20 protein-coding genes are annotated in these 21,231 nt (G+C 75.7%); 13 read left to right on the plus strand and 7 right to left on the minus strand.

The genetic code is table 11. From position 1 onward, the window contains the following. The first annotated feature begins 98 nt into the window (after nucleotides 1–98). The 4 genes from IE316_RS00635 (at nucleotide 99) to IE316_RS00650 (ending at nucleotide 3,048) form a co-directional block, all read left to right on the plus strand. Nucleotides 99–749 (plus strand): class I SAM-dependent methyltransferase, encoded by a 651-nt coding sequence (locus tag IE316_RS00635; protein WP_190202071.1) that lies wholly within the window; start codon nucleotides 99–101, stop codon nucleotides 747–749. Between the two features lie 20 nt (nucleotides 750–769). Continuing rightward, nucleotides 770–1,675 (plus strand): N-acetylmuramoyl-L-alanine amidase, encoded by a 906-nt coding sequence (locus tag IE316_RS00640; RefSeq protein ID WP_190202072.1) that lies wholly within the window; start codon nucleotides 770–772, stop codon nucleotides 1,673–1,675. 124 nt (nucleotides 1,676–1,799) lie between these two features. Next, complete coding sequence (locus IE316_RS00645; protein WP_190202073.1) at nucleotides 1,800–2,636, plus strand: single stranded DNA-binding domain-containing protein; 837 nt, start codon at nucleotides 1,800–1,802, stop codon at nucleotides 2,634–2,636. A gap of 124 nt (nucleotides 2,637–2,760) precedes the next feature. After that, nucleotides 2,761–3,048 carry a hypothetical protein gene (locus IE316_RS00650; protein WP_190202074.1) on the plus strand — a complete coding sequence of 96 codons (288 nt, stop codon included), beginning with the start codon at nucleotides 2,761–2,763 and terminating at the stop codon, nucleotides 3,046–3,048. A gap of 40 nt (nucleotides 3,049–3,088) precedes the next feature. On the opposite strand, the gene IE316_RS00655 is transcribed toward IE316_RS00650, so the two are convergent. Genes IE316_RS00655 through IE316_RS00665 form a run of 3 tightly spaced genes read right to left on the minus strand, consistent with a single transcriptional unit; the run spans nucleotide 3,089 to nucleotide 6,263 of the window. Next, nucleotides 3,089–4,159 (minus strand): prenyltransferase/squalene oxidase repeat-containing protein, encoded by a 1,071-nt coding sequence (locus IE316_RS00655; RefSeq protein WP_190202075.1) that lies wholly within the window; start codon nucleotides 4,157–4,159, stop codon nucleotides 3,089–3,091. Further along, nucleotides 4,156–4,890: a class I SAM-dependent methyltransferase gene (locus IE316_RS00660; protein ID WP_190202076.1), complete on the minus strand. Its 735-nt coding sequence runs from the start codon at nucleotides 4,888–4,890 to the stop codon at nucleotides 4,156–4,158. Before IE316_RS00660 ends, IE316_RS00655 begins: the two co-directional genes overlap by 4 nt. Further along, the gene (locus tag IE316_RS00665; RefSeq protein WP_190202077.1) at nucleotides 4,884–6,263 is read right to left on the minus strand and encodes a glycosyltransferase family 4 protein; all 1,380 of its coding nucleotides are present in this window, start codon (nucleotides 6,261–6,263) and stop codon (nucleotides 4,884–4,886) included. Before IE316_RS00665 ends, IE316_RS00660 begins: the two co-directional genes overlap by 7 nt. 122 nt (nucleotides 6,264–6,385) lie before the next feature. Between IE316_RS00665 and IE316_RS00670 the strand changes: the two genes are divergently transcribed. The 7 genes from IE316_RS00670 (at nucleotide 6,386) to IE316_RS00700 (ending at nucleotide 14,745) form a co-directional block, all read left to right on the plus strand. Beyond that, on the plus strand, nucleotides 6,386–7,132 hold the full coding sequence (locus IE316_RS00670; RefSeq protein ID WP_190202078.1) for a TetR family transcriptional regulator: 747 nt from the start codon (nucleotides 6,386–6,388) through the stop codon (nucleotides 7,130–7,132). 324 nt (nucleotides 7,133–7,456) lie between these two features. Then, complete coding sequence (locus tag IE316_RS00675) at nucleotides 7,457–8,677, plus strand: SCO2321 family membrane protein (RefSeq protein ID WP_190202079.1); 1,221 nt, start codon at nucleotides 7,457–7,459, stop codon at nucleotides 8,675–8,677. Continuing rightward, nucleotides 8,674–9,342, plus strand: a complete 669-nt coding sequence (locus tag IE316_RS00680) for an SCO2322 family protein (RefSeq protein ID WP_190202080.1) — start codon at nucleotides 8,674–8,676, stop codon at nucleotides 9,340–9,342. The genes IE316_RS00675 and IE316_RS00680 overlap by 4 nt, the downstream gene beginning before the upstream one ends. Beyond that, nucleotides 9,332–10,483: an energy-coupling factor transporter transmembrane component T gene (locus tag IE316_RS00685; RefSeq protein WP_190202081.1), complete on the plus strand. Its 1,152-nt coding sequence runs from the start codon at nucleotides 9,332–9,334 to the stop codon at nucleotides 10,481–10,483. Before IE316_RS00680 ends, IE316_RS00685 begins: the two co-directional genes overlap by 11 nt. Beyond that, entirely contained in the window at nucleotides 10,480–12,156 is a 1,677-nt protein-coding gene (locus tag IE316_RS00690; protein WP_190202082.1) for an ABC transporter ATP-binding protein, read from the plus strand. Before IE316_RS00685 ends, IE316_RS00690 begins: the two co-directional genes overlap by 4 nt. After that, nucleotides 12,153–12,998 carry an ECF transporter S component gene (locus IE316_RS00695; RefSeq protein ID WP_190202083.1) on the plus strand — a complete coding sequence of 282 codons (846 nt, stop codon included), beginning with the start codon at nucleotides 12,153–12,155 and terminating at the stop codon, nucleotides 12,996–12,998. The genes IE316_RS00690 and IE316_RS00695 overlap by 4 nt, the downstream gene beginning before the upstream one ends. 115 nt (nucleotides 12,999–13,113) lie before the next feature. Then, nucleotides 13,114–14,745 (plus strand): hypothetical protein, encoded by a 1,632-nt coding sequence (locus tag IE316_RS00700; protein ID WP_373311030.1) that lies wholly within the window; start codon nucleotides 13,114–13,116, stop codon nucleotides 14,743–14,745. Here the strand turns inward: IE316_RS00700 and IE316_RS00705 are convergent. After that, nucleotides 14,699–16,759, minus strand: coding sequence for a bifunctional glycosyltransferase 87/phosphatase PAP2 family protein (locus tag IE316_RS00705; RefSeq protein WP_190202084.1), 2,061 nt, complete (start codon nucleotides 16,757–16,759; stop codon nucleotides 14,699–14,701). The two genes, IE316_RS00700 and IE316_RS00705, sit on opposite strands and share 47 nt — an antisense overlap. A 386-nt stretch (nucleotides 16,760–17,145) precedes the next feature. Here IE316_RS00705 and proP point away from each other — a divergent pair, with 386 nt between their 5' ends. Continuing rightward, on the plus strand, nucleotides 17,146–18,528 hold the full coding sequence (proP, locus tag IE316_RS00710) for a glycine betaine/L-proline transporter ProP (RefSeq protein WP_190202085.1): 1,383 nt from the start codon (nucleotides 17,146–17,148) through the stop codon (nucleotides 18,526–18,528). A 181-nt stretch (nucleotides 18,529–18,709) separates the two neighbouring features. Here the strand turns inward: proP and IE316_RS00715 are convergent, their stop codons facing one another. The 3 genes from IE316_RS00715 to IE316_RS00725 form a co-directional block, all read right to left on the minus strand. Then, entirely contained in the window at nucleotides 18,710–19,102 is a 393-nt protein-coding gene (locus tag IE316_RS00715) for an FHA domain-containing protein (protein WP_190202086.1), read from the minus strand. A gap of 138 nt (nucleotides 19,103–19,240) precedes the next feature. Beyond that, nucleotides 19,241–19,888: a hypothetical protein gene (locus IE316_RS00720; RefSeq protein WP_190202087.1), complete on the minus strand. Its 648-nt coding sequence runs from the start codon at nucleotides 19,886–19,888 to the stop codon at nucleotides 19,241–19,243. Nucleotides 19,889–19,893: 5 nt separating this feature from the next. Then, the gene (locus IE316_RS00725) at nucleotides 19,894–20,529 is read right to left on the minus strand and encodes a hypothetical protein (protein WP_190202088.1); all 636 of its coding nucleotides are present in this window, start codon (nucleotides 20,527–20,529) and stop codon (nucleotides 19,894–19,896) included. A gap of 198 nt (nucleotides 20,530–20,727) precedes the next feature. Here IE316_RS00725 and IE316_RS00730 point away from each other — a divergent pair, with 198 nt between their 5' ends. Beyond that, nucleotides 20,728–21,231, plus strand: a complete 504-nt coding sequence (locus IE316_RS00730) for a GNAT family N-acetyltransferase (RefSeq protein ID WP_190202089.1) — start codon at nucleotides 20,728–20,730, stop codon at nucleotides 21,229–21,231.

The raw sequence follows: 21,231 nt of genomic DNA on the forward strand, positions 1-21,231 counted from the left end.
CGTCCCGGGGCTCCCTTCCGCACCCCCCGTCGCCCCGCGCGCCGGGGGGTGCGGCAGCATGGGCGCCGTCACCCCGCAGAGCCGACGAGAGGACCCCCATGCCCGCGGCGCCCCCGCCCGAGATCCTTGCCGCGTTCGAGGCCGCGAAGGGGTTCATGCCCGCCGACGAGGGGCTGGCGCTGTACGCGGCGGCCGTGACGGCGGGGCGGCTCGGGCTGCCGCTGCTGGAGGTGGGCACGTACTGCGGGCGCTCCACGCTGCTGCTGGCCGACGCGGCCCGCCGCGCGGGGGTCACCGCGGTCACCGTCGACCACCACCGCGGCAGCGAGGAGCAGCAGCCGGGCTGGGAGTACCACGACCCGGAGACCGTCGACCCGGAGCTGGGCGTGATGGACACCCTGCCCGCGTTCCGCCGCACCCTGTACCGGGCCGGTCTGGAGGAGCACGTCCTCGCGCTGGTCGGCCGCTCGCCCCGGGCCGCCGCGCTCTGGCAGGCCCCGGTCGGCCTGGTCTTCGTCGACGGCGGCCACACCGACGAGCACGCGAACGCCGACTACGAGGGCTGGGCCCCCCGGGTGGCCGAGGGCGGACTGCTCGTCATCCACGACGTGTTCCCGGACCCCGTGGACGAGTTCACCGGGCAGGCCCCCTACCGCATCTACCTGCGGGCCCTGGCGTCCGGCGCCTTCACCGAGGTCTCGGCGACCGGCTCGCTGCGGGTGCTGCGGCGCACGGGGACGGGTATCTGAGGGCGGTTAGAGTCGGGGACGTGTCGTACACAGGCCCGGACCTCGAACCGCCCCAGCCCCGCCGTTCCCCGCTGCGCCGCCCGCTGACCGTGGCGCTCGCCGTGCTCGTACCGGGCGCGCTGCTCGGGTGGGGGGTGTACGCGGCCACCGGCGGCGGGGGCGGTACCGGCGCCGCCCCGGCGGCCCCCGCCAGCACCGCCGCCGCCTCCCCGGCGGCCGACCGCGACGACGCCAAGGAGTCCGGCGCCGGGCGGCCGTTGGCGGGCAAGGTCGTCCTGGTCGACCCGGGGCACAACCCGGAGAACTACCGGCACACCACCGAGATCAACCGCCAGGTGGACATCGGCACCCACCGCAAGGAGTGCGACACCACTGGCACCGCCACCGACGACGGGTACGCCGAGGCGGCGTTCACCCTCGACGTGGCCCGCCGGCTGCGCACGCTGCTCCAGGAGCAGGGCGCCACGGTGAGGCTGACCCAGGACGGTGACCGGCCGTACGGGCCGTGCGTGGACGAGCGGGCCCGGATCGGCAACGAGGCGAAGGCCGACGCGGCGATCTCGATCCACGCCGACGGCGCGGGCGCCGGGCAGCGCGGCTTCCACGTCATCCTGCCGGGCCCCGTGCACGCGGGCGCCGCCGACACCCGGCCGATCGTCGCCTCCTCCCGCGCCCTGGGCGAGCGCGTCGCGGACCGGTTCGCCGGCGTCACCGGCAGCGCGCCCGCGGACTACCTCGGCGACGGCACCGGCCTGGTCACCCGCACCGACCTGGGCGGTCTCAATCTGTCAACGGTTCCGAAGGTCTTCCTCGAGTGCGGGAACATGCGCGATAGCAAGGACGCGGCACTGCTGACCAGCGGTGCCTGGCGGCAGAAGGCGGCGCAGGGCATTTCTGAGGGAATCGTGAGTTTCCTGCGCGGGTGACGATCAGCGCGCTCATCCCGGCGGACAGCCCGATCGTACGGACGATAGTGTCGTCGTCCGTACGATCAGGGGCCACTCCCCGCGCTTGCCTCCACCGACGACGAGACGACCTGAAGGACCTGTAGTGAATATCCGCTCCCTCACTAGGGGCGACGGCGTGGTGATCGGAGCAGCGGTGTTGCTGTTCATCGCGTCGTTCCTCGACCTCTACTCGATCGACGGGGCGCCGGACGGCCTCGACCTGCCCAGCCTGTGGGGCAGCGGACCGGTCGTCCTCAGCGTCGTCCTCGCCGGCCTGATCGCGGCCGCCCTCGTCGTCGTCGCCCGGTCGCAGCCGCAGCCCCGGAAGGTCGCGGGCCTCGAACTCGGCCAGTTGGGCGCCGCGTTCGCCCTGTTCGCCGCGTGGAGCGCGCTCGGCAACATCTTCGACCCGGCGGGCGGCGTCGACAACATCGGCGACTCCTCCGACGGGCCGAGCGCCGGTACGGGACTGATCCTCGCCCTGATCGCCACGGTGGTCATGGCCGCCGCGGCCCTCGCCACCCCGCTGGTGCCCGCGCTCCGCGGCGCCCTGCTGCCGGCCCCCCGCCCCGCCCAGCCCCAGCCCTACGGCGGTCAGCCGCAGGGCGGTTACGGCTACCCGGGCGCCGGTGCGCAGTCGCCGTACGGCGGGCAGCCGGGGCCGCAGCCGGGCTCGCCCTACCCGGGCCAGCCGCAGCAGGCCCACCAGACCCCGGCCCCGGGCCAGGCCCAGCCCGCCGCGGACTTCTCGCCGTTCTGGTTCGCGGTGCCGGTGCCGCGGCCGCTGTTCGCGGAGGACGGCTCGCCCACGCCGATCGCCGAACTGGCGCCCGGCACCTGGTACCTGGCGGTCGAGCAGCGCGGGCCCGCGCTGGTCGCGCAGACCCAGGACGGGCGCCGCGGGGTGCTCCAGGACACCTCGGGCATCCAGCGCGGCTGACCGCGTCCGACGCCTTCGACGGCCCCTCGCCCGCCGGGCGGGGGGCCGTCGGCGTCCGGCCCAACTCCCGTATGCCGTACGGGACTCCAGGTTTCGGACAGGCATTCGGGGCCAGACGGAAGGCATGTCTCGCTATCGTGGTTCCAACTCCGCCGGGACGGCCGTCGCGGTGATCGCGGACATCATGGCCGTCATTCTCGGACTGTGGATTGTGATGTACCTGCTGGACGCCAACCGCGCCAACGACCTGGTGCAGTTCGTCCACGACGCGGCCAACTGGCTGGCCGGCTGGTCGCGTGACCTGTTCACCTTCGACGAGGACTGGGCGCGGGTGGTCGCCGGTTACGGGCTTGCCGCCGTCGTCTACCTGTTCGTCGGCCACGCCATCGCGGGCCGCCTGCACCGGTACTGAGCCCGCAGCGCGGGCCGGTCGCGCGGTCGCCGGGCCCGGGTCAGGGGCAGCAGTCGGGGTCCAGGCCGCGGGGCAGGTGGCCGTCGCCGAAGACCTGGCAGGTGGCCTCGTGGCCGCCGAGGGCGGCGACGGCGAGGAGCAGCGAGCCGGCCGTCCAGGTGGTCAGCTCCCGCGGCCAGATCGCGTCGTCCTCGAAGACGTACCCGGTCCAGTACAGGCCGCTGTCCGGGTCCCTGAGGTGCTGGATGGACTTCAGGACGTCCAGGGCCCGGTCGGACTCGCCCACCGCCCACAGCGCGAGGGCGAGTTCGGCGGACTCGCCGCCGGTCACCCACGGGTTGGGGACCACGCAGCGCACCCCGAGGCCGGGCACGACGAACCGGTCCCAGCCCTCCTCGATGCGGGCCGCGGCCTCCGCGCCGGTCAGGGCGCCGCCGAGGACGGGGTAATACCAGTCCATCGAGTAGCGGCCCTTGTCCAGGAACCGCTCGGGGTGCCGCCGGATCGCGTGCCGCAGGGCGCCGGCCGCCAGCTCCCAGTCGGGCTGCGGCTCCTCGCGCTGCTCGGCGATGGCCAGCGCGCAGCACAGCGCGTGGTGGACGGAGGAACTCCCGGTCAGCAGCGCGTCGGTGGTGTCCGTGCCGTCGTCGTCGCGGCGCCAGCCGATCTGCCCGCCGGGCTGCTGGAGCCGCAGCACGAACTCGACGGCGGCGTACACGCACGGCCACATCCGGTCCAGGAACGTGTCGTCGCCGGTGGCGAGGTAGTGGTGCCAGACGCCGACCGCGACATAGGCGACGAAGTTGGTCTCCCGGCCGCGGTCGGTGACGGCGGCGGAGTCGCCGTCGGCGTAGGCGGCGTACCAGGAGCCGTCCGGGTTCTGGTGCCGGGCGAGCCAGGCGTAGGCCCGCTCGGCGGCCTCGTGCTCACCGGCCGCGTCCAGGGCCATCGCGGCCTCGACGTGGTCCCAGGGGTCGAGGTGGTGGCCCCGGAACCAGGGGATCGCCCCGTCCGCGCGCTGGACGCCGAGGATGCCGCGTACCGTCGCGGCGGCCTGCTCGGCGGTGAGGACCCCGGGCAGGACCAGGTGTTCCGTCCGGGGCGTGGTCACCGGGCGGCCGCCTCGGGCAGGTGCGGCTTGGTGGCGTAGGCGACGAAGCTCTTGCCGATCAGCGGGTTCAGCGCCTGCTCGGCGACCCGGGTGGCGAGCGGCTTCTTCATGATGTCCCAGACCAGCAGCTTGTGGTACGCCCGCACCGGCAGCGCCTTGTCGTTGTCGACGCCGAACGCGCACTTCAGCCACCAGTACGGCGAGTGCAGTCCGTGCGCGTGGTGGGTGCCGTAGGGCTTCAGCCCGGCCTCGCGCATCTTGCCGAGCAGTTCGTCCGCCCGGTAGATGCGGATGTGGCCGCCCTCGACCTCGTGGTAGGCGTCGGACAGCGCCCAGCAGACCTTCTCGGGGCCGTAGCGCGGCACGGTGACCGCTATCCGACCGCCCGGCTTGAGCACCCGCACCATCTCGGCGAGGACGCCCTTGTCGTCGGGGATGTGCTCCATCACCTCGGAGATGATGACCACGTCGAAGGAGGCGTCGGGGAACGGCAGCGCGAGCGCGTCGCCCTCCATGGCCGTGGCGGTGGCGCCCTCGGGGGCCTCGCCCGCCTCCTTCATCGCCGCGAACCACTTGGCGACCTCGCGGATCTCCTCGCCGTTGCGGTCCAGGGCGACGACGCGGGCGCCGCGCCGGTAGCACTCGAAGGCGTGCCGGCCGGCGCCGCAGCCGAGGTCCAGCACGCGGTCGCCCGGGGCGAGCGGGAACCGGGAGAAGTCGACGGTCAGCACGTGGCCCTGCTTTCGTGTTCTTCCGTGGCCGCCGCGGGACGGCCGGGGGTCGGGCGGGTCCGGGCGGGGGCGCCGGCGATGGCCTCGCGGTACCGGGCGACCGTGCCCTCGGCGGCCCGTGCCCAGGTGAAGCGGCTGAGCACCCGCTCGCGTCCGGCGGCGCCGAGCCGGGCCCGCAGCCCGGGGTCGCCGAGCAGCGTGGTCAGCCCGGCGGCCAGCGCGCCCGCGTCGCCGGGCGGCACGGCCAGGCAGGTCTCCCCGTCGGGTCCGGCGACCTCGGGGATGGCCCCGCCTGTGGTGGCCAGCAGCGGTGTGCCGGTGGCCATGGCCTCGGCGGCGGGCAGCGAGAACCCCTCGTACAGCGAGGGCACGCAGGCGACCTCCGCCGAGCGCACCAGGTCGACGAGTTCGGCGTCGGAGATGCCCTTGACGAACTCGACGGCGTCCTGGAGCCCGTACCGTTCCACCGCCTGGGCGACGGGCCCGCCGCCGGGCCGCTTGCCGACGACGACGAGGTGGGCGCCGGGGTGCTCGGCGCGCACCTTGGCCAGCGCCTCGACGAGGAAGACCAGGCCCTTGAGCGGTACGTCCGCGCTGGAGGTGGTGACGATCCGGCCGGGCACCTTCGGCACCGCCGGGTCGGGGGAGAACAGGTCGGTGTCGGCGCCGATCGGCACCACGTGCACCCGGTCCCGGGGTACGCCGAGATGGTCGACGATCTCCTGCCGGGAGCTGCCGGAGACGGTGAGCACGGACGGCAGGCGGCGGGCGACGCGCTTCTGCATCCGGGTGAAGGCGTACCAGCGCCGCACCGAGCAGCGGCGCTGCCAGGTCTCGGCGGCGTCCAGCTCCAGGCGCCGGTCCACGGTGATGGGGTGGTGGATCGTGGTGACCAGCGGGGCGCCGACATCGCCCAGCAGGCCGTAGCCGAGGGTCTGGTTGTCGTGCACCACGTCGAAGTCGCCGCGGCGGGCGCGCAGATGGCGGCGGGCGCGCAGCGAGAAGGTGAGCGGCTCCGGGAAGCCGCCGGTCCACATGGTGGCGACCTCCAGCGCGTCGATCCAGTCCCGGTACTCGCCGCGCCCGGGGGTGCGGAAGGGGTCGGGCTGGCGGTAGAGGTCGAGGCTGGGCAGCTCGGTGAGGGTGGGGCCGTCCCGGCCGGCCACGGCGTCGAGCACCGGGTAGGGCTGGGCGCCGATGACCTCGACGCGGTGGCCGAGGCGGGCGAGTTCGCGGGAGAGGTGGCGGACGTAGACGCCCTGGCCGCCGCAGAACGGGTTGCCCTTGTAGGTGAGGAGTGCGATGCGGAGCGGTCGCATGCCGTCGGCGGCGAGGTCCTGGCGGGGACCCGCCTGACTGGCCTCAGCGGTCACTCGGGGCCCCTCTCTCCCTGCATGGTCCCGCGAGATTACGCCGGGACGCTAATCTAGAACAAGTTTCAGACTTGATCGTTCAGAGGCTCCGAATCTACCGGCTGGTAAGGATGGCGCGAACGATGGATCGGGTGATTCGCGCCACGGCGGCCGAGGTGACCGAGGTGGTCGACGTGACCGAGGCGACCAGGGCGGACGGCACGGGCCGCGCGGGCGGCACGGTGGCCGCCGCGCCGGTGCGGTCCGCCGCCGGGCCGGCGAGGTCCGCCGCCGCGCCGGTGCGGTCCGCCGCCGCGCCGCTGACCGAGCGCCAGGAGGCGCGGCGCCGCCGCATCCTGGACGCGAGCGCGGAGCTGGCCGGGCGGGGCGGTTTCGACGCGGTGCAGATGCGGGAGGTCGCGGAGGTCTCCCAGGTGGCGCTGGGCACGCTGTACCGCTACTTCCCGTCCAAGGTGCACCTGCTGGTCGCCACCATGCAGGACCGGCTGGAGCAGTTGCACGCCACGCTGCGCGGGCGCCCGCCGGCCGGAGACACGGCGGCCGAGCGGGTGGCGCGGACCCTGATGCGGGCGTTCCGGGCGCTGCGGCGCGAACCGGAGCTGGCCGACGCCATGGTCCGGGCGGTGACCTTCGCCGACCGGGGGGTGTCGGCCGAGGTGGACCGGGTCTCCCGGCAGACCACGGCGATCATCCTCGACGCGATGGGCGTACGGGACCCCGGCCCCGGGCAGCTCGCCGCGGTGCGGGTGATCGAGCACACCTGGTACTCGGCGCTGATCGCCTGGCTGGCGGGGCGGGCCTCCATCGACCAGGTACGGGCGGACATCGAGACGGCGTGCCGGCTGATCGGCCCGCCGGGGGACGGGTGACGGGTCCGCCCTCCTCCCGACGGCCCCTGATGGGGGCCTCCCGGCGGCGGGTAAAGTAGCCAGGTCGTATCACGCCCGTACGGGGGAAAGCCGGTGCAAACCCGGCGCTGACCCTTCCCCAGTTCTCGACTTCGCTCGAACCGGGGAGACCCCAATCCGTGAGCCGTCCGTATAGGGCGGTGAGCCGGACCGCCCGGTACGGGACCGTGACCGGCTCACGTGTCCGGCACCCGCCGTGCACGGGCACCGTCGAGGCATACGGGGCCGAGCCGCCCGGGGGTGCCCCGTGCTGTCCGCCCCGCACAGGAAGGGCACCCGCCGCTCATGAACGTCCGCCGCCGCACCGCCGCGGCCCTGGCCGCCATAGCCGTGATCGGCGCCGCCGCCGCGCCCGCGGTCGCCGCCGGTCCGTCACCGTCGCCCAGCGCCTCCCCGGCGCCGGGGCTGTACGGCACCGCCGATCCGCAGTACGACGGCGTGTGGCGGCAGTCCCTCGCCCTGCTCGCCCAGGACACCGCCGGGGTGACACCGGCGAAGTCGGCGGTGGACTGGCTCACCGGGCAGCAGTGCGCCGACGGGGCGTTCGCGCCGTACCGCGCCGACCCGGCGCGGAAGTGCGATGCCAAGACGCCGGCCGACACCAACAGCACCGCCGCCGCCGTGCAGGCGCTCGCCGCCCTCGGCGGGCACGGCGACGCCGTCGAGGACGCCCTGGCCTGGCTGAGGTCCGTGCAGAACAAGGACGGCGGCTGGGGCTACTCCCCCGGCGGCCCCAGCGACGCCAACTCCACCTCCGTGGTCATCGGCGCCCTCGCCGCCACCGGCACCGACCCCGGCACGGTCCGCAAGGGCGGCGAGTCCCCCTACGACGCCCTGCTGACCTTCGCCCTGCCCTGCGACGACGGCGACGGCGCCTTCGCCTTCCAGCCCGGCGAGGACGGCAAGCTCACCGCCAACGCGGACGCCACCGCCGCCGCTGTGCTGGGCGCCCTCGGCAAGGGCCTGGTCACCGGCCCCGGCAAGGCGGCCGACGCCATCTGCGCCGACCCCGCCGACCCGGAGCGGGCCGCCGCCAACGGGGCCGCCTACCTCGCCGGCGCGGTCGCGAAGGACGGGTACCTGACCTCCGCCCTGGGCGGCTCCGCCGAGCAGCCGGACTACGGCAACACCGCCGACGCCGTGGTCGCGCTGGCCGCGCAGGGCGGCGCCGAGCGGGCGGCGAAGCCGCTGGCCTGGCTGGAGAAGAACGGTCCCAAGTGGGCCGGGCAGGGCGGACCGGCCGCCTGGGCGCAGTTGATCCTCGCCGCGCACGCCACCGGCACCGACCCCCGGCACTTCGGCGGCACCGACCTGGTGGCCCGGCTGACCGCGACCGGCCCGGCGCCCGAGCCGGGGCGGGCGAGCGTCACGGTCACCGCGAAGGCCGCGGAGAGCGACGAGGACTCCTCCGGGTTCGGCGTCTGGTGGTTCGTCGGCGTCTGCCTGGTCTTCGGCATCGGCATCGGCTTCCTGCTCAGCGGCCGCAACCGGAAGCGGCAGTCGTGATCCGCCGGTGGGCGCCGCTGCTGCTCGCCGCGTCCGTGCTGGCGGCGGGTGCGGGGCAGGCGGAGGCCGCCGGGTACCGGTACTGGTCGTTCTGGGATCGGGACGGCGGACGCTGGACGTACGCCACCGAGGGGCCGTCCACCGCCCGCCCCGCCGACGGGGACGTGCAGGGGTTCCGGTTCGCGGTCAGCGAGGACTCCGGTGACGCGGCCCGGCCGCGCGGCGCGGCGGAGTTCGCGGAGATCTGCGCGGACACGCCCGCGAAGGACGGCGCCAAACGGGTCGCGCTCGTCCTCGACTTCGGCACGGCGGCCGACGCCCCGTCCGGCGAGACGCCGCCCGGACGCCGTACCGCCTGCGCCCGGGTGGCGTCCGACGCGACCACCGCCGACGCCCTCGCGGCCGTCGCCGGGCCGCTGCGGTACGACACGAACGCCCTGCTGTGCGCCATCGCGGGCTACCCGAAGACGGGCTGCGGCGAACAGGTCTCCGACGACGCCGACGGCGGACCGGCCGCCGCCGGGGACGAGCCGGCCGGCGGCGACAGGGACGGCGGCGACAGCGGCGGCGGCCCGTCGGTCGGCCTGTTCGCGGGCGCGGCCGTCGTGGCGGTGCTGGGCGCGGCGGCGTTCCGGCAGGCGAGGCGGCGCGGGAATGGCCGGTAGCACCGGCCGGGCGGCGCCGCTGCACCCCGGCGCCTGGTGGCTGTGGGCGCTGGGCCTGGGCACCGCCGCCACCCGCACCACCAACCCGCTGCTGCTGGCGCTGCTGCTCGCGGTCTCCGCGTACGTCGTCACCGCCCGCCGCCCGGACGCCCCCTGGGCCCGCTCCTACGGGGCGTTCGTCAAGCTGGCGCTGGCCGTGCTGGTGATCCGCCTGGTCTTCGCGGTCGTCCTCGGCTCGCCGATCCCCGGCACCCATGTGCTGGTCACGCTCCCCGAAGTCCCGCTGCCCGACTGGGCGCAGGGCATCCGGCTGGGCGGCCGGGTCACCGCCGAGGGCCTCGCCTTCGCGCTGTACGACGGGCTGAAGCTGGCCGCGCTGCTGGTCTGCGTCGGCGCCGCCAACGCCCTCGCCAACCCCTCCCGGCTGCTGAAGTCGCTGCCCGCCGCGCTGTACGAGACGGGCGTCGCCGTCGTGGTCGCCCTCACCTTCGCCCCGCACCTGATCGCGGACGTGCACCGGCTGCGCGCCGCTCGCCGCCTGCGGGGGCGCCCCGACCAGGGCCTGCGGGGGCTGCTGCACGTCGGGCTGCCGGTGCTGGAGGGGGCGCTGGAGCGGTCGGTGGCGCTGGCCGCCGCGATGGACTGCCGGGGCTACGGCCGCGCCGCCGAGGTCCCCGCCGCCGTGCGCCGCACCACCGCCGCGCTCACCCTGGGCGGGCTGCTCGGGGTGTGCGCGGGGACGTACGGGGTGCTGACCGCCGAGGGCGGCGCGTACGGGCTGCCGGTGCTGGCGGCCGGGGTGGCCGCGGCGCTGGCCGGGCTGTGGCTGGGGGGCCGCCGGTCGGTGCGCACCCGGTACCGTCCCGACCGGTGGGACGCGCGTGCCTGGCTGGTCGCCGGGTCCGGGGCGGCGGTGGCGGCGCTGCTCGTCCTCGCCGGTGCCCGCGACCCGGCCGGGCTGCACCCGGGGGTGGTGCCGCTGGTCGCGCCCGCGCTGCCGCTGTGGCCGGCGGCGGCCTGTCTGCTCGGGCTGCTGCCCGTCCTGGTCACGCCCGCCCCCGACACCCCGGTGGCCGGCCCCGCCGGCCCCGGCCCCGATTCCGTTCCTGACCCCGAGCCCGCCGTGAGGAAGCCGTCGTGATCCGCTTCGAGGATGTCTCCGTGACGTACGACGGGGCGGCCGGACCCACCGTCCGCGGTGTGGACTTCGAGGTGCCCGAGGGCGAACTGGTGCTGCTCGTCGGCCCGTCCGGGGTCGGCAAGTCGACCGTGCTGGGCGCGGTGAGCGGGCTGGTGCCGCACTTCACCGGGGGCACGCTGAGCGGCCGGGTCACCGTGGCCGGCCGCGACACCCGCACCCACAAGCCGCGCGAACTGGCCGACGTGGTCGGCACGGTGGGCCAGGACCCGCTGTCCCACTTCGTCACCGACACCGTGGAGGACGAACTCGCCTACGGCATGGAGTCGCTGGGCCTGCCCCCGCAGGTGATGCGCCGCCGGGTGGAGGAGACCCTCGACCTGCTGGGGCTCGCCCCGCTGCGGGGCCGGCCGATCGCCACCCTCTCCGGCGGGCAGCAACAGCGCGTCGCGATCGGCTCGGTGCTCACCGCGCACCCCCGGGTGCTGGTCCTGGACGAGCCGACCTCCGCGCTGGACCCGGCCGCCGCCGAGGAGGTCCTCGCGGTGCTCCAGCGGCTGGTGCACGACCTGGGGACGACGGTCCTGATGGCCGAGCACCGGCTGGAGCGGGTGGTGCAGTACGCCGACCGGGTGGTGCTGCTGGCCGGGCCGGGGGCGGCGCCGGTGCTGGGCCCGCCCGCCGAGGTGATGGCCGTCTCCCCGGTCCGTCCGCCGGTGGTGGAGCTGGGCGCGCTGGCGGGCTGGACGCCGCTGCCGCTGACCGTCCGGGACGCCCGCCGCCGCGCGGCCCCGCTCCGGGACCGCCTGGCCCATCTGTCCGTCCCGGACCCGGCCCCGGCGCCCGCCGCCCTCCCGGCCCCGCGCCCGGCCCCGACCTCCCGTTGGCGGCGGCGCCCCGCGTCCGGCGCGGAAGCGGCCCCCGGGTACGCCGCCGAGGTCCGCGGGCTCGCCGTGCGGCGCGGCCGGGTGCAGGCGCTGCGCCAGGTCGACCTGACCGTCTCCGCCGGTGAGACGATCGCCCTGATGGGCCGCAACGGCGCCGGGAAGTCCACCCTGCTGGGCGCCCTGGTCGGGCTGGTGGAACCGGCCGCAGGCAGCGTCCGCGCCGGTGGCGCCGTACCGCACCGCACGCCCCCGCGCGACCTGGTCCGCCGGGTCGGTCTCGTCCCCCAGGAGCCGCGCGACCTGCTGTACGCCGACACCGTCGCCGCCGAGTGCCGGGCCGCCGACGAGGACGCGGACGCGGCGCCGGGCACCTGCCGCGCCCTGCTGGCCGAGCTGCTGCCCGGCGTCGGCGACGACACGCACCCGCGGGATCTGTCGGAGGGGCAGCGGCTGACGCTCGCCCTGGCGGTGGTGCTGACGGCCCGTCCGCCGCTGCTGCTGCTGGACGAGCCGACCCGGGGCCTGGACTACGCGGCCAAGCACCGGCTGGTCGCGCACCTGCGGTCGCTGGCCGCGCGGGGGCACGCCATCGTGCTGGCCACGCACGACGTGGAACTCGCCGCCGAACTGGCCCACCGGGTGGTGCTGCTGGCCGACGGCGAGGTGATCGCCGACGGGCCGACCGCCGAGGTGGCGGTCGCCTCGCCGGCGTTCGCGCCGCAGGTCGCCAAGGTGCTGGCGCCGCAGCAGTGGCTCACCGTCGCCCAGGTCCGAAAGGCCCTGGCATGACGCCCGGGACCCGGCGGCGGGTGCGGGCGGTGCGGCTGGGCCCGCGTTCGGTGGCCGCCCTGGTGCTGGTGAGCGCGGTCGGCGTGGCCGGGTTCGGCTGGCCGTTCCTCGCGCCGCCCGGCTCGCGGGTCGCCGCACACGCGGCGGACGCGCCCTGGCTGTTCGCGGGGCTGCTGGTGCTGCTGGTGGCGGTGGTCGCGGCGACGATCGCGGAGTCGGGCCTGGGCCCGAAGGCGGTGGCGATGCTCGGGGTGCTGGCGGCGACCGGCGCGGCGCTGCGGCCGCTCGGCGCGGGCACCGCCGGGCTGGAACCGATGTTCTTCCTGATGGTGCTCAGCGGCCGGGTGCTCGGCCCCGGCTTCGGCTTCGTGCTGGGCTCGGTGACGATGTTCGCCTCCGCGCTGCTGACCGGCGGGGTGGGGCCCTGGATGCCGTTCCAGATGCTGGCGATGGGCTGGTTCACCATGGGCGCGGGCCTGCTGCCGTTCCCGGACCGGCTGCGCGGCCGGGCGGAGGTGGTACTGCTGGCCGGGTACGGCTTCGCCGCCGCGTTCGCGTACGGCACGGTGATGAACCTGGCGGGCTGGCCCTTCATGAGCGCCCTCGCCTCGGACGTGGCCTTCGACCCGGGGGCCGCGCTCCCCGCCAACCTGGCCCGCTTCCTCGCGTACTGCCTGGCCACCTCCCTCGGCTGGGACCTGGGCCGGGCGGTCGTCACGGTGGTGCTGACCCTGTTCCTCGGACCGGCCGTGCTGCGGGCGCTGCGCCGGGCCGTCCGCCGGGCGGCGTTCGAGACACCGGTCGCCTTCGAGGAACCCGCCGGGGCGCGCCGCCCCACGTGAGCGGGGTCACCCGCCCCGGCCCCCGGCCCGTTCAACGTTTCTGTTCGATTTCACGTCTTCGCTGGTGCCCCGGCCGCCGTGCCCGCCCGCAGACGTCGAACGGAAGCCTCTCCCCGTGGTCCCTGCCGAGTACACCGCCACCCGGCCGGAACGGCACCCGGCCGCCCGCCGGAACCTGGCCCTCCGTAGATGCTGGGAGCGGCACCGCGTCCCCGCCCTCGCCACCCTGCCGGTGCTGCCGCTGTACGCGCTGTGGTGGGGGTGGCTGGCCACGGGCGGCGGTGACCTGGCCGCGCAGCAGGCGTGGGCGGAGTTCGCGGCCCGGCACGGCGGCTCGGCCTACGGGCTGTTCTGGTACGGCGGGATGCACACCGCCAACTACAGCCTGCTCTCCCCGTACCTGATGGCCGCGGTCGGGGTGTGCGCGGTCACCGTGCTGTCCGGGCTGGCCGCGTCCTGGCTGGCGGCGGTGCTGCTGACCCGGGCCGGGATCCGCCGCCCGCTCGGCCCGGCGCTGCTCGCCTCGCTCGCGCTGTGGTGCAACGTCGCCTCGGGCCGCAGCACGTTCGCCCTGGGCGTCGCCTTCGGGCTGGCCGCCTGTCTGCCGCTGACCCGGGACCGGCGCCCGGCCCTCGCCGCCGCCTACGCGGCCCTGGCCACCACCGCCTCCCCGGTGGCCGGCCTGTTCCTGGCCGTGGTCGGGGCGGCCTTCCTGGCGGTACGGGACTGGGGGCGGGCGGCGGCGCTGCTGGTGCCGCCGGCCGCGGTGGTCGGCGCGACGACGCTGCTGTTCCCGTTCACCGGGGAGCAGCTCATGCCCCCGGCGCGGGTCTGGCCGCCGGTGCTGCTGGGGCTGGCGGTGACGCTGCTGGCGCCCCGCGAGTGGCGGGTGGCCCGGTGGGGCGGGGTGGTGTACGCGGCCGGGACCGTGCTGGCGTACCTGATCCCCTCGCCGGTCGGGACCAACGTCGAGCGGTTCGCGGAGCTGTTCGCGCCCGCCGTGCTGCTCGCGGCGCTGCTGTCGGTGCCGGGGGCCCGGCGGGCGGCCCGGAACCTGCTGATCGCGGCGCTGGTGTTCTCGGTCGCCTGGGTCGGCAAGAAGACCGCCGACGACCTGGTGGTGTCGACCACCGTGCCCGCCTGGGCGGCCCGCACCGACGGCGTGGTGCGGGCGCTGGAGGGGCTCGGCGCGGACCGCACCCGGGTCGAGGTGGTCCCGGCCCGCAACCACCGGGAGGCCGCCGCCCTCGCCCCGCACGTCAACCTGGCCCGGGGCTGGAACCGGCAGCTCGACATGGAACGCGCCCGCCTCTTCTACGACGGCACCTTCTCGGCGGCCACCTACCGGGCGTGGCTGGACCGGTGGGCGGTCGGCTTCGTGGTGCTGCCGCTGGGCACGCCCGACGGGTTCGCCGAGGAGGAGGCGCGGCTGGTGCGGGAGCGGCGGCCCGCCTGGCTGGAGCCGGTGTGGCGGGACGCGCACTGGCGGGTGTACCGGGTGCGGGACGCGGTGCCGCTGGTCTCCCCGCCCGGCGCCGTGGTCCGCACCACCGGCGCCGACCTGGTGCTGCGGATGTCCCGGCCGGGCACGGCGACCGTGCGGGTGGCCTGGTCGCCGTGGCTGCGCGCGGACGGCGGCTGCCTCGCCCGGGACGGCGAGTTCGTCCGGCTGACGGTGGACAGGCCGGGCGAGTACCGGATCAGCTCGCGGTACGGTCCTTCGCCGGCGCCGGAGGGCCGCTGCTGACGGCGCCGGCGGTCGCGGCGGCGGTGACCGTCCGGGCCCGGGGGCCCTGGAGCAGGTACGTCAGCCCGAAGCCGGCGCCGACCACGGCCGCGCCGCCCACCGCGTCCAGCACCCAGTGGTTGCCGGTCGCCACGATCGCCGACACCGTGCACAGCGGGTGCAGCAGGCCGAGCGCCTTCATCCACGCCTTCGGCGCGATGATCGCGATCACCAGTCCGCACCACAGCGACCAGCCGAAGTGCAGCGACGGCATCGCCGCGTACTGGTTGGTCAGCGCGGTCAGCGTGCCGTAGTCGGGCTTGGTGAAGTCCTGCACGCCGTGCACGGTGTCGATGATGCCGAGCGAGGGCATCAGCCGGGGCGGGGCCAGCGGGTAGAGCCAGAAGCCGACCAGGGCCAGCAGCGTGGCGAAGCCCAGCGAGGCGCGGGCCCAGCGGTAGTCGACCGGGCGCCGCCAGTACAGCAGGCCGAGCACGGTCAGCGGCACCACGAAGTGGAACGACGTGTAGTAGAAGTCGAAGAAGTCCCGCAGCCAGGAGACCTTCACCACGGCGTGGTTGACGGCGTGCTCGATGTCGATGTGCAGGAAGCGTTCGAGGTCGAGGATCTGGTGGCCGTGCTCCTCGGCGCGGGCCCGGCCGGCCGAGTTGCTGCCGCCGGTCGCCGCGAGCCGGACCTTGGCGTAGGCGGCGTAGGTCACCCGGATCAGCAGCAGTTCCAGCAGCAGGTTGGGGCGGCTGAGCACCCGGCGCAGGAACGGCAGCAGCGGCACGTGCTTCCACCGCGTGGGCACGGGCGCCGCGTACTCGGTGGGGACCGGCGTGCGGAAGTACGGGGAGGTACGGGAGAGGAAGGGGACGGCGGTGGCGGCGGCGAGGGCCGCCAGCAGCACCACGTTGTCCCGGACCGGGTGCAGGGCCGCCATGTTCGGCAGCATCATCTTCGGCGGCAGGGTCATCACCAGGACGACGGCGACCGGCCACACCGGCCGGTCCGAGGCCCGCTTGCCGACCCGGCCGACGACCGCGAGCAGCACCCACAGCAACTGGTGCCGCCAGGTGGCCGGGGACACCGCGATCGCCGCGCAGCCGGTGACCGCCACCGCCAGCAGCAACTGGCCGTCGCGGGCGTAGCGCACCGCCCGGCGCAGCCCCAGCCCGGCGACGGCCGCGCCCAGCGCCACGAACAGGGCGATCTCCAGCGGGCCGGACAGCCCGAGCCGCAGCAGCGCCCCGTGCAGGGACTGGTTGCCGAGGTCGTCGGCGGCGTCCCCGAGCCCGACGCCGGCCATGTGGTGCACCCAGTACGTGTACGAGTCGTGCGCCATCGCGGCCCAGGCCAGCGCGGTGCACGCGGCGAAGGTGGCCGCGGTGGTCGCCGCGGCCCGGCGGCGGTCGGTGAACCACAGCAGCGGCACGAAGAGCAGCACGGTCGGCTGGAGGGCGGCGGCCACCCCGATGAGCAGCCCGCCGGCCCGCTGGCCGCGCACCGCGAAGCAGCCGAGCAGCACCAGCAGGACCGGGATGACGCTGGTCTGGCCGAGCCAGAGGGTGTTGCGCACCGGCAGCGACACCACCAGCAGGCTCACCGCGACCGGCGCCGCCAGCAGCGCGGTGCGCCGGCCGACCGGCTGGGGCAGGGCGCGGGCCGCGACCACGCCGAGCGCCACCACCAGCAGCAGGGTGCCGAAGGTCCACCCCCAGCCGAGGGCCTGTTCGGCCGCCCGGGTGAGCGGCTTGAGGACCAGGCCGGCGAACGGCGTGCCGGTGAACCGGGTCGAGTCGTACAGGGAGCCCTCGACGTGCAGCACGCCGTCGGGGCCCACCCAGGTCTCCAGGTCGGTCAGCCGCTCCCCGCGCGGCGAGCCGAGGACCGCGGCCAGTTGCCGTACCGCCAGCACCGCCGCGACCAGCCACAGTCCCAGTTGTGCCGCGCGCAGGCGTGCCCGGGTCGCCCCGGCGGCCGTAGCCCCGAAGGCATCCGCCGGTCGCCCGCTGTGCTCCGCATTCGCCACGCCTCGTCGGCCTCCCGCCCCGTCGTCCCGTACGTCCTGTGCGCACGGGTCCTCAGCGAACCCTATGAGGCTCGCACCCCCGGAGAGAGACGCAGGCAACCCCCGCTTCACCTGGCGGCAGCTCTCCTTTTGTCCCGATGACGATAGTCGGGCCGGGGTTCGCCCGCCGCCCCGGGGAGCGACAAGGATCACAGCGGGAACCGGCCGGGAGCACCGCGCCGGGCCCGGACGGGCCAGCGTACACGGGGTTTCGGTGCATTCTGCAACGAGATCGGTACCGGACGTGATCGGGACATCAGCGCCTATGGTCGCTTTTCGGCCCGGCGCGCCAGCGCCGCCGCGCGGGCCCGGTCCCCGTCCCCGTCGAAAGGTAGGCGAGCGAAGTCTTGTCGGCCGCCACCGCTGCCACCGTCACCGCCCCCGCGTACCCCTCGTCCCGCACCCAGGCGCCCCCCGGGCCCACCGTCACCGATCCCGCGCTGGTCCGGCGCGCGGTGAAGGCGGCGGCGCTCGGCAACGCCATGGAGTGGTTCGACTTCGGCGTCTACAGCTACATCGCGGTCACCCTGGGCAAGGTCTTCTTCCCGTCGGGCGACCCGACCGCCCAGTTGCTCTCCACGTTCGGGGCGTTCGCCGCCGCGTTCCTGGTCCGCCCGCTGGGCGGGGTGGTCTTCGGCCCGCTGGGCGACCGGGTCGGCCGGCAGAAGGTGCTCGCGGTCACCATGATCATGATGGCGGCGGGGACGTTCGCGATCGGCCTGATCCCGTCGTACGCCGCGATCGGCGTCTGGGCGCCGGTGCTGCTGCTGGTGGCACGGCTGGTGCAGGGCTTCTCGACCGGCGGCGAGTACGCCGGGGCGGCCACCTTCATCGCCGAGTACGCGCCGGACAAGCGGCGCGGGTTCCTCGGGAGCTGGCTGGAGTTCGGCACCCTGGCCGGCTACATCGGCGGCGCGGGCCTGGTCACCCTGATGACCGCGCTGCTGTCCGACGGCGACCTGATGTCCTGGGGCTGGCGGATCCCGTTCCTGGTCGCGGGCCCGATGGGCCTCGTCGGCCTCTATCTGCGGATGCGCCTGGAGGAGACCCCGGCCTTCGCGGCGCAGCTCGCCGAGTCGGAGGCGGCCCGCCCCCGCGTGCCCCTGCGGGAGATGGTCGCCGGGCAGTGGCGGGCGCTGCTGCTCTGCGTCGGCCTGGTGCTGGTCTTCAACGTCACCGACTACATGCTGCTGTCGTACATGCCGAGCTATCTGACCAGCGAGCTGGCGTACGACGAGACGCACGGGCTGCTGGTGGTGCTGGCCGTGATGGCGCTGATGATGGTCGTCCAGCCGTTCGCGGGCGCCCTGACCGACCGGGTCGGCCGCCGTCCGGTGATCGCGGCGGGCTGCGCGGGCTTCCTGCTGCTCTCCGTCCCGGCGCTGCTGCTGATCCGCGACGGCAGCCTGTGGGCGGTGGGCCTGGGCATGGCCGCGCTGGGCCTGCTGCTGGTCTGCTTCACCGCGTCGATGCCCGCCGCCCTCCCGGCCCTCTTCCCCACCCGGGTCCGCTACGGCTCCCTCTCCATCGGCTTCAACGTCTCCGTCTCCCTCTTCGGCGGCACGACCCCCCTGGTCGTCACGGCCCTGATCGGCGCGACCGGCGACATGATGATGCCCGCGTACTACATGATGGCCGCGGCCCTCATCGGCGGCACCGCCACGTGGTACCTGACCGAATCAGCGGGCCGCCCACTACCGGGCTCACCCCCATCGCTGACCCACCGGTAAGGGCCCCCGCCCAGCCGCCCAGCCGCCCAGCCGCCCAGCCGCCCAGCCGCGGGCAATCGTGCCGCCAAGGGCGGCACGGGTGGGCGCGGGCGGCACCCCGCCACGCCGGGCCGCGCAACGCCCCCGCCCAGCCGCCACGCCGGGCCACGCACCCCACCGACCACCGACCCGCCGCAACACCTCACGCCTCGTGATAGAACCCCACGTTCACACTCCGCGGCCCGGCCCGGTCCTGCACCACGACCTCCCCGCTCCCCCCGGAGGGCAACGGCACGGACCCCCCGTACGCCAACGCCCGCATCCGCTCCCCCACCCGCAACCGCACCTGCGAGGACGGCTCCGGCAGCGACCCCCGCAGCCACGTCAGGTGCCAGCTCCCGTCCGCCCCGCAGCGGAACTCCAGGTGCGCCCGGGAGACGAACAGCCAGTCCTCCGGCGTCACCAGCCCGCACACCGCCGCGTCCCGGCCGACCCGCAGCACCGCCCCCGGCTCGCTGGCCGCCTCCGCCATCTGCATACCGGCCGTGGCACCCGCGTCCGCCCCGGCGACGGCGACCATCGTGAGTTCGAGCACGTGCGGTTCCTCCCGAGACGTCCGGTGCGGCCTCCTTTCACCGCCGCCGCATGATAGATCGGCCGGACCGGCCCGAGGCGCGGAACGAAAAGATCCGCACCCCGCCGAGCGGCGGGGTGCGGATCTCGTCCGCGGGCCTCACAGGTGCATGAGTCGGTCCGACAGCTCGCGGTAGTCCCGCAGGGCGAGCCGGAGCTGCTCGGTGTCGGCGGTCGTGGCCTTGCGGTCCGTGTCGCCGGAGGAGGTCTGCCAGGAGCCGCGCAGCGTACGGCGGCGGCGCGTCACCGCGTCGGTGAAGCGGGTGGCGATCTCCTCCAGGACGCGGTCGGCCTCCTCCACCGCACCGCGCGGATCGTCTATGAACCCGGCGACCGCGTGGTGCAGGCGCTCCCCGTACTTGTCGCTCTCCTCGCGCGGCAGCAGCGGGGTGCCGGGGCTCGGCGGCGGGGCCTCGGTGGTCCGTTCGGTGCCGGGGACGCCGCTGCCGGACGTGTGCAGGTTCGGGGTGGCCTCCTCGCGGACGCCGACCGCGTGCTCGGACCGGACACCGAGCGGCTCCTGGTCACCGCCACGGTCGGGACCGGTCCCGCCGGCGCCCGTCGTACCGTGCGCCGGACCGGTGCCCAGCGCGGTCTCACCGCGGGCATCCGGGGTCTGCGAGCCGCGCGCGTCGGGGGCCTGCGAGCCGCGTGCGCCGGGTTCCGGGGTCTGCCGACCGTGTTCACCGGGTGTCTGCGGGCCGCGTTCGGCGGAGGCGCCGCCGGTCGGCCGGGTCACATCGGACATGTGGCTCAACTCTCCTTAGCTTGACGCCGGTTCAGTGCCCACGGCTGCCGGGTGCCGCGTACCGCCCGGCCGCCGTCGTCCGCGCCGGTGCGGTGCCCGCCGTGGTCCCGGCGCACCAGGTCCTCGAACAGGGCGCGGGCGCCGACCATGGCCTCCCGCAGTTGCTCGGTGCTGCCGTTGGCGTCCGCGCGGCTCGCGTGGTGCACCCGCCGGTAGCCGTCGACGTGGTGGGCGTGGTGCACGGACAGCGCGGAGACCTGCTCGTCGTACCGCCCGCCGTCCGGGTAGCCCCGGGCCCCGGCCAGGTCCGCGAGGATCCGGTCGGCCTCGGCGACGGCCTCCCGCGGGGAGTCGACGAACCGCTCCTGCGCGGCCGTCCAGCGCGCCTCGAACCGCTCCCGCTCGGCCGGTTCCAGGGTCCTGGTGCGCAGATTGCCGTGCCGTTCGACCAGTTCGGCCAGTTCGCGCTCGGCCGCCTTGGTGTCGCCGTCGTGCCGGGCCACGGCCCGGTCGTACTCGGGCCCGAAGCGCCGCTTCAGGCTCCCGCCGTGGCGCGGGCCCCGGCGCAGGGTCAGTACGGCCGCGACGATGAGCACGGCCGCCACGATCACGATCAGAGCGATGATCACGCCTGTGGACATGAATGCCTTCCGGGTTCTCGGCCCAACCGGCTCGCCGTCCGGGCCGGTTCACCGTTCGGGTACCCCCTCAACCGCCGTCAAACGGTGCCGTCCGCCCGGGCCCGGCGCCTCAACTCGCCCGGTTTTCCCGGGGGTTGCCCGGCGCCCCGGGGGTTAACCGGTTGCGAGCGGCCGGGGCCGCCGCCGACCATGCCGGTCATGACCTGGACCATCGCCCCGGAGCCGTACGACTCCCCCGCCGCCGCCGCGCTCTGGCGGGCGTACTACACGGAGGTCAGCGACCGCTGGTACCTGCTGCACCAGGGGCGCCGCACCGATCCGGACGAGCTGGAGCGGGAGATCGCCGCCGCGCCCGGCGCCGACCTCGCCCCGCCCCGGGGCGCCCTGCTGCTGGCGCGGTACGCCGGGGAGCCGGCCGGCACGGCGGGGGTGCGGCTGCTGGACGCGGCGACGGCCGAGCTGACCCGGGTGTACCTGGCGCCGCGGTGGCGCGGGCGCGGCGGGGCGGCGCCGCTGGTCGGGGCGGCGGAGGAGGCGGCGCGGGCGCTCGGCGCGGCCCGGGTGGTGCTGGACACCCGCGCCGACCTGGTCGAGGCACGCGCCCTGTACGCCCGACTGGGCTACCGGGAGATCCCGCCGTACAAGGACGACCCGTACGCCGAGCACTGCTTCGCCAAGCCGCTGCCGAGCCCCTGCCGCTGA

The organism is Streptomyces fumanus (genome assembly GCF_014655295.1).
GTDB lineage: Bacteria > Actinomycetota > Actinomycetes > Streptomycetales > Streptomycetaceae > Streptomyces > Streptomyces fumanus.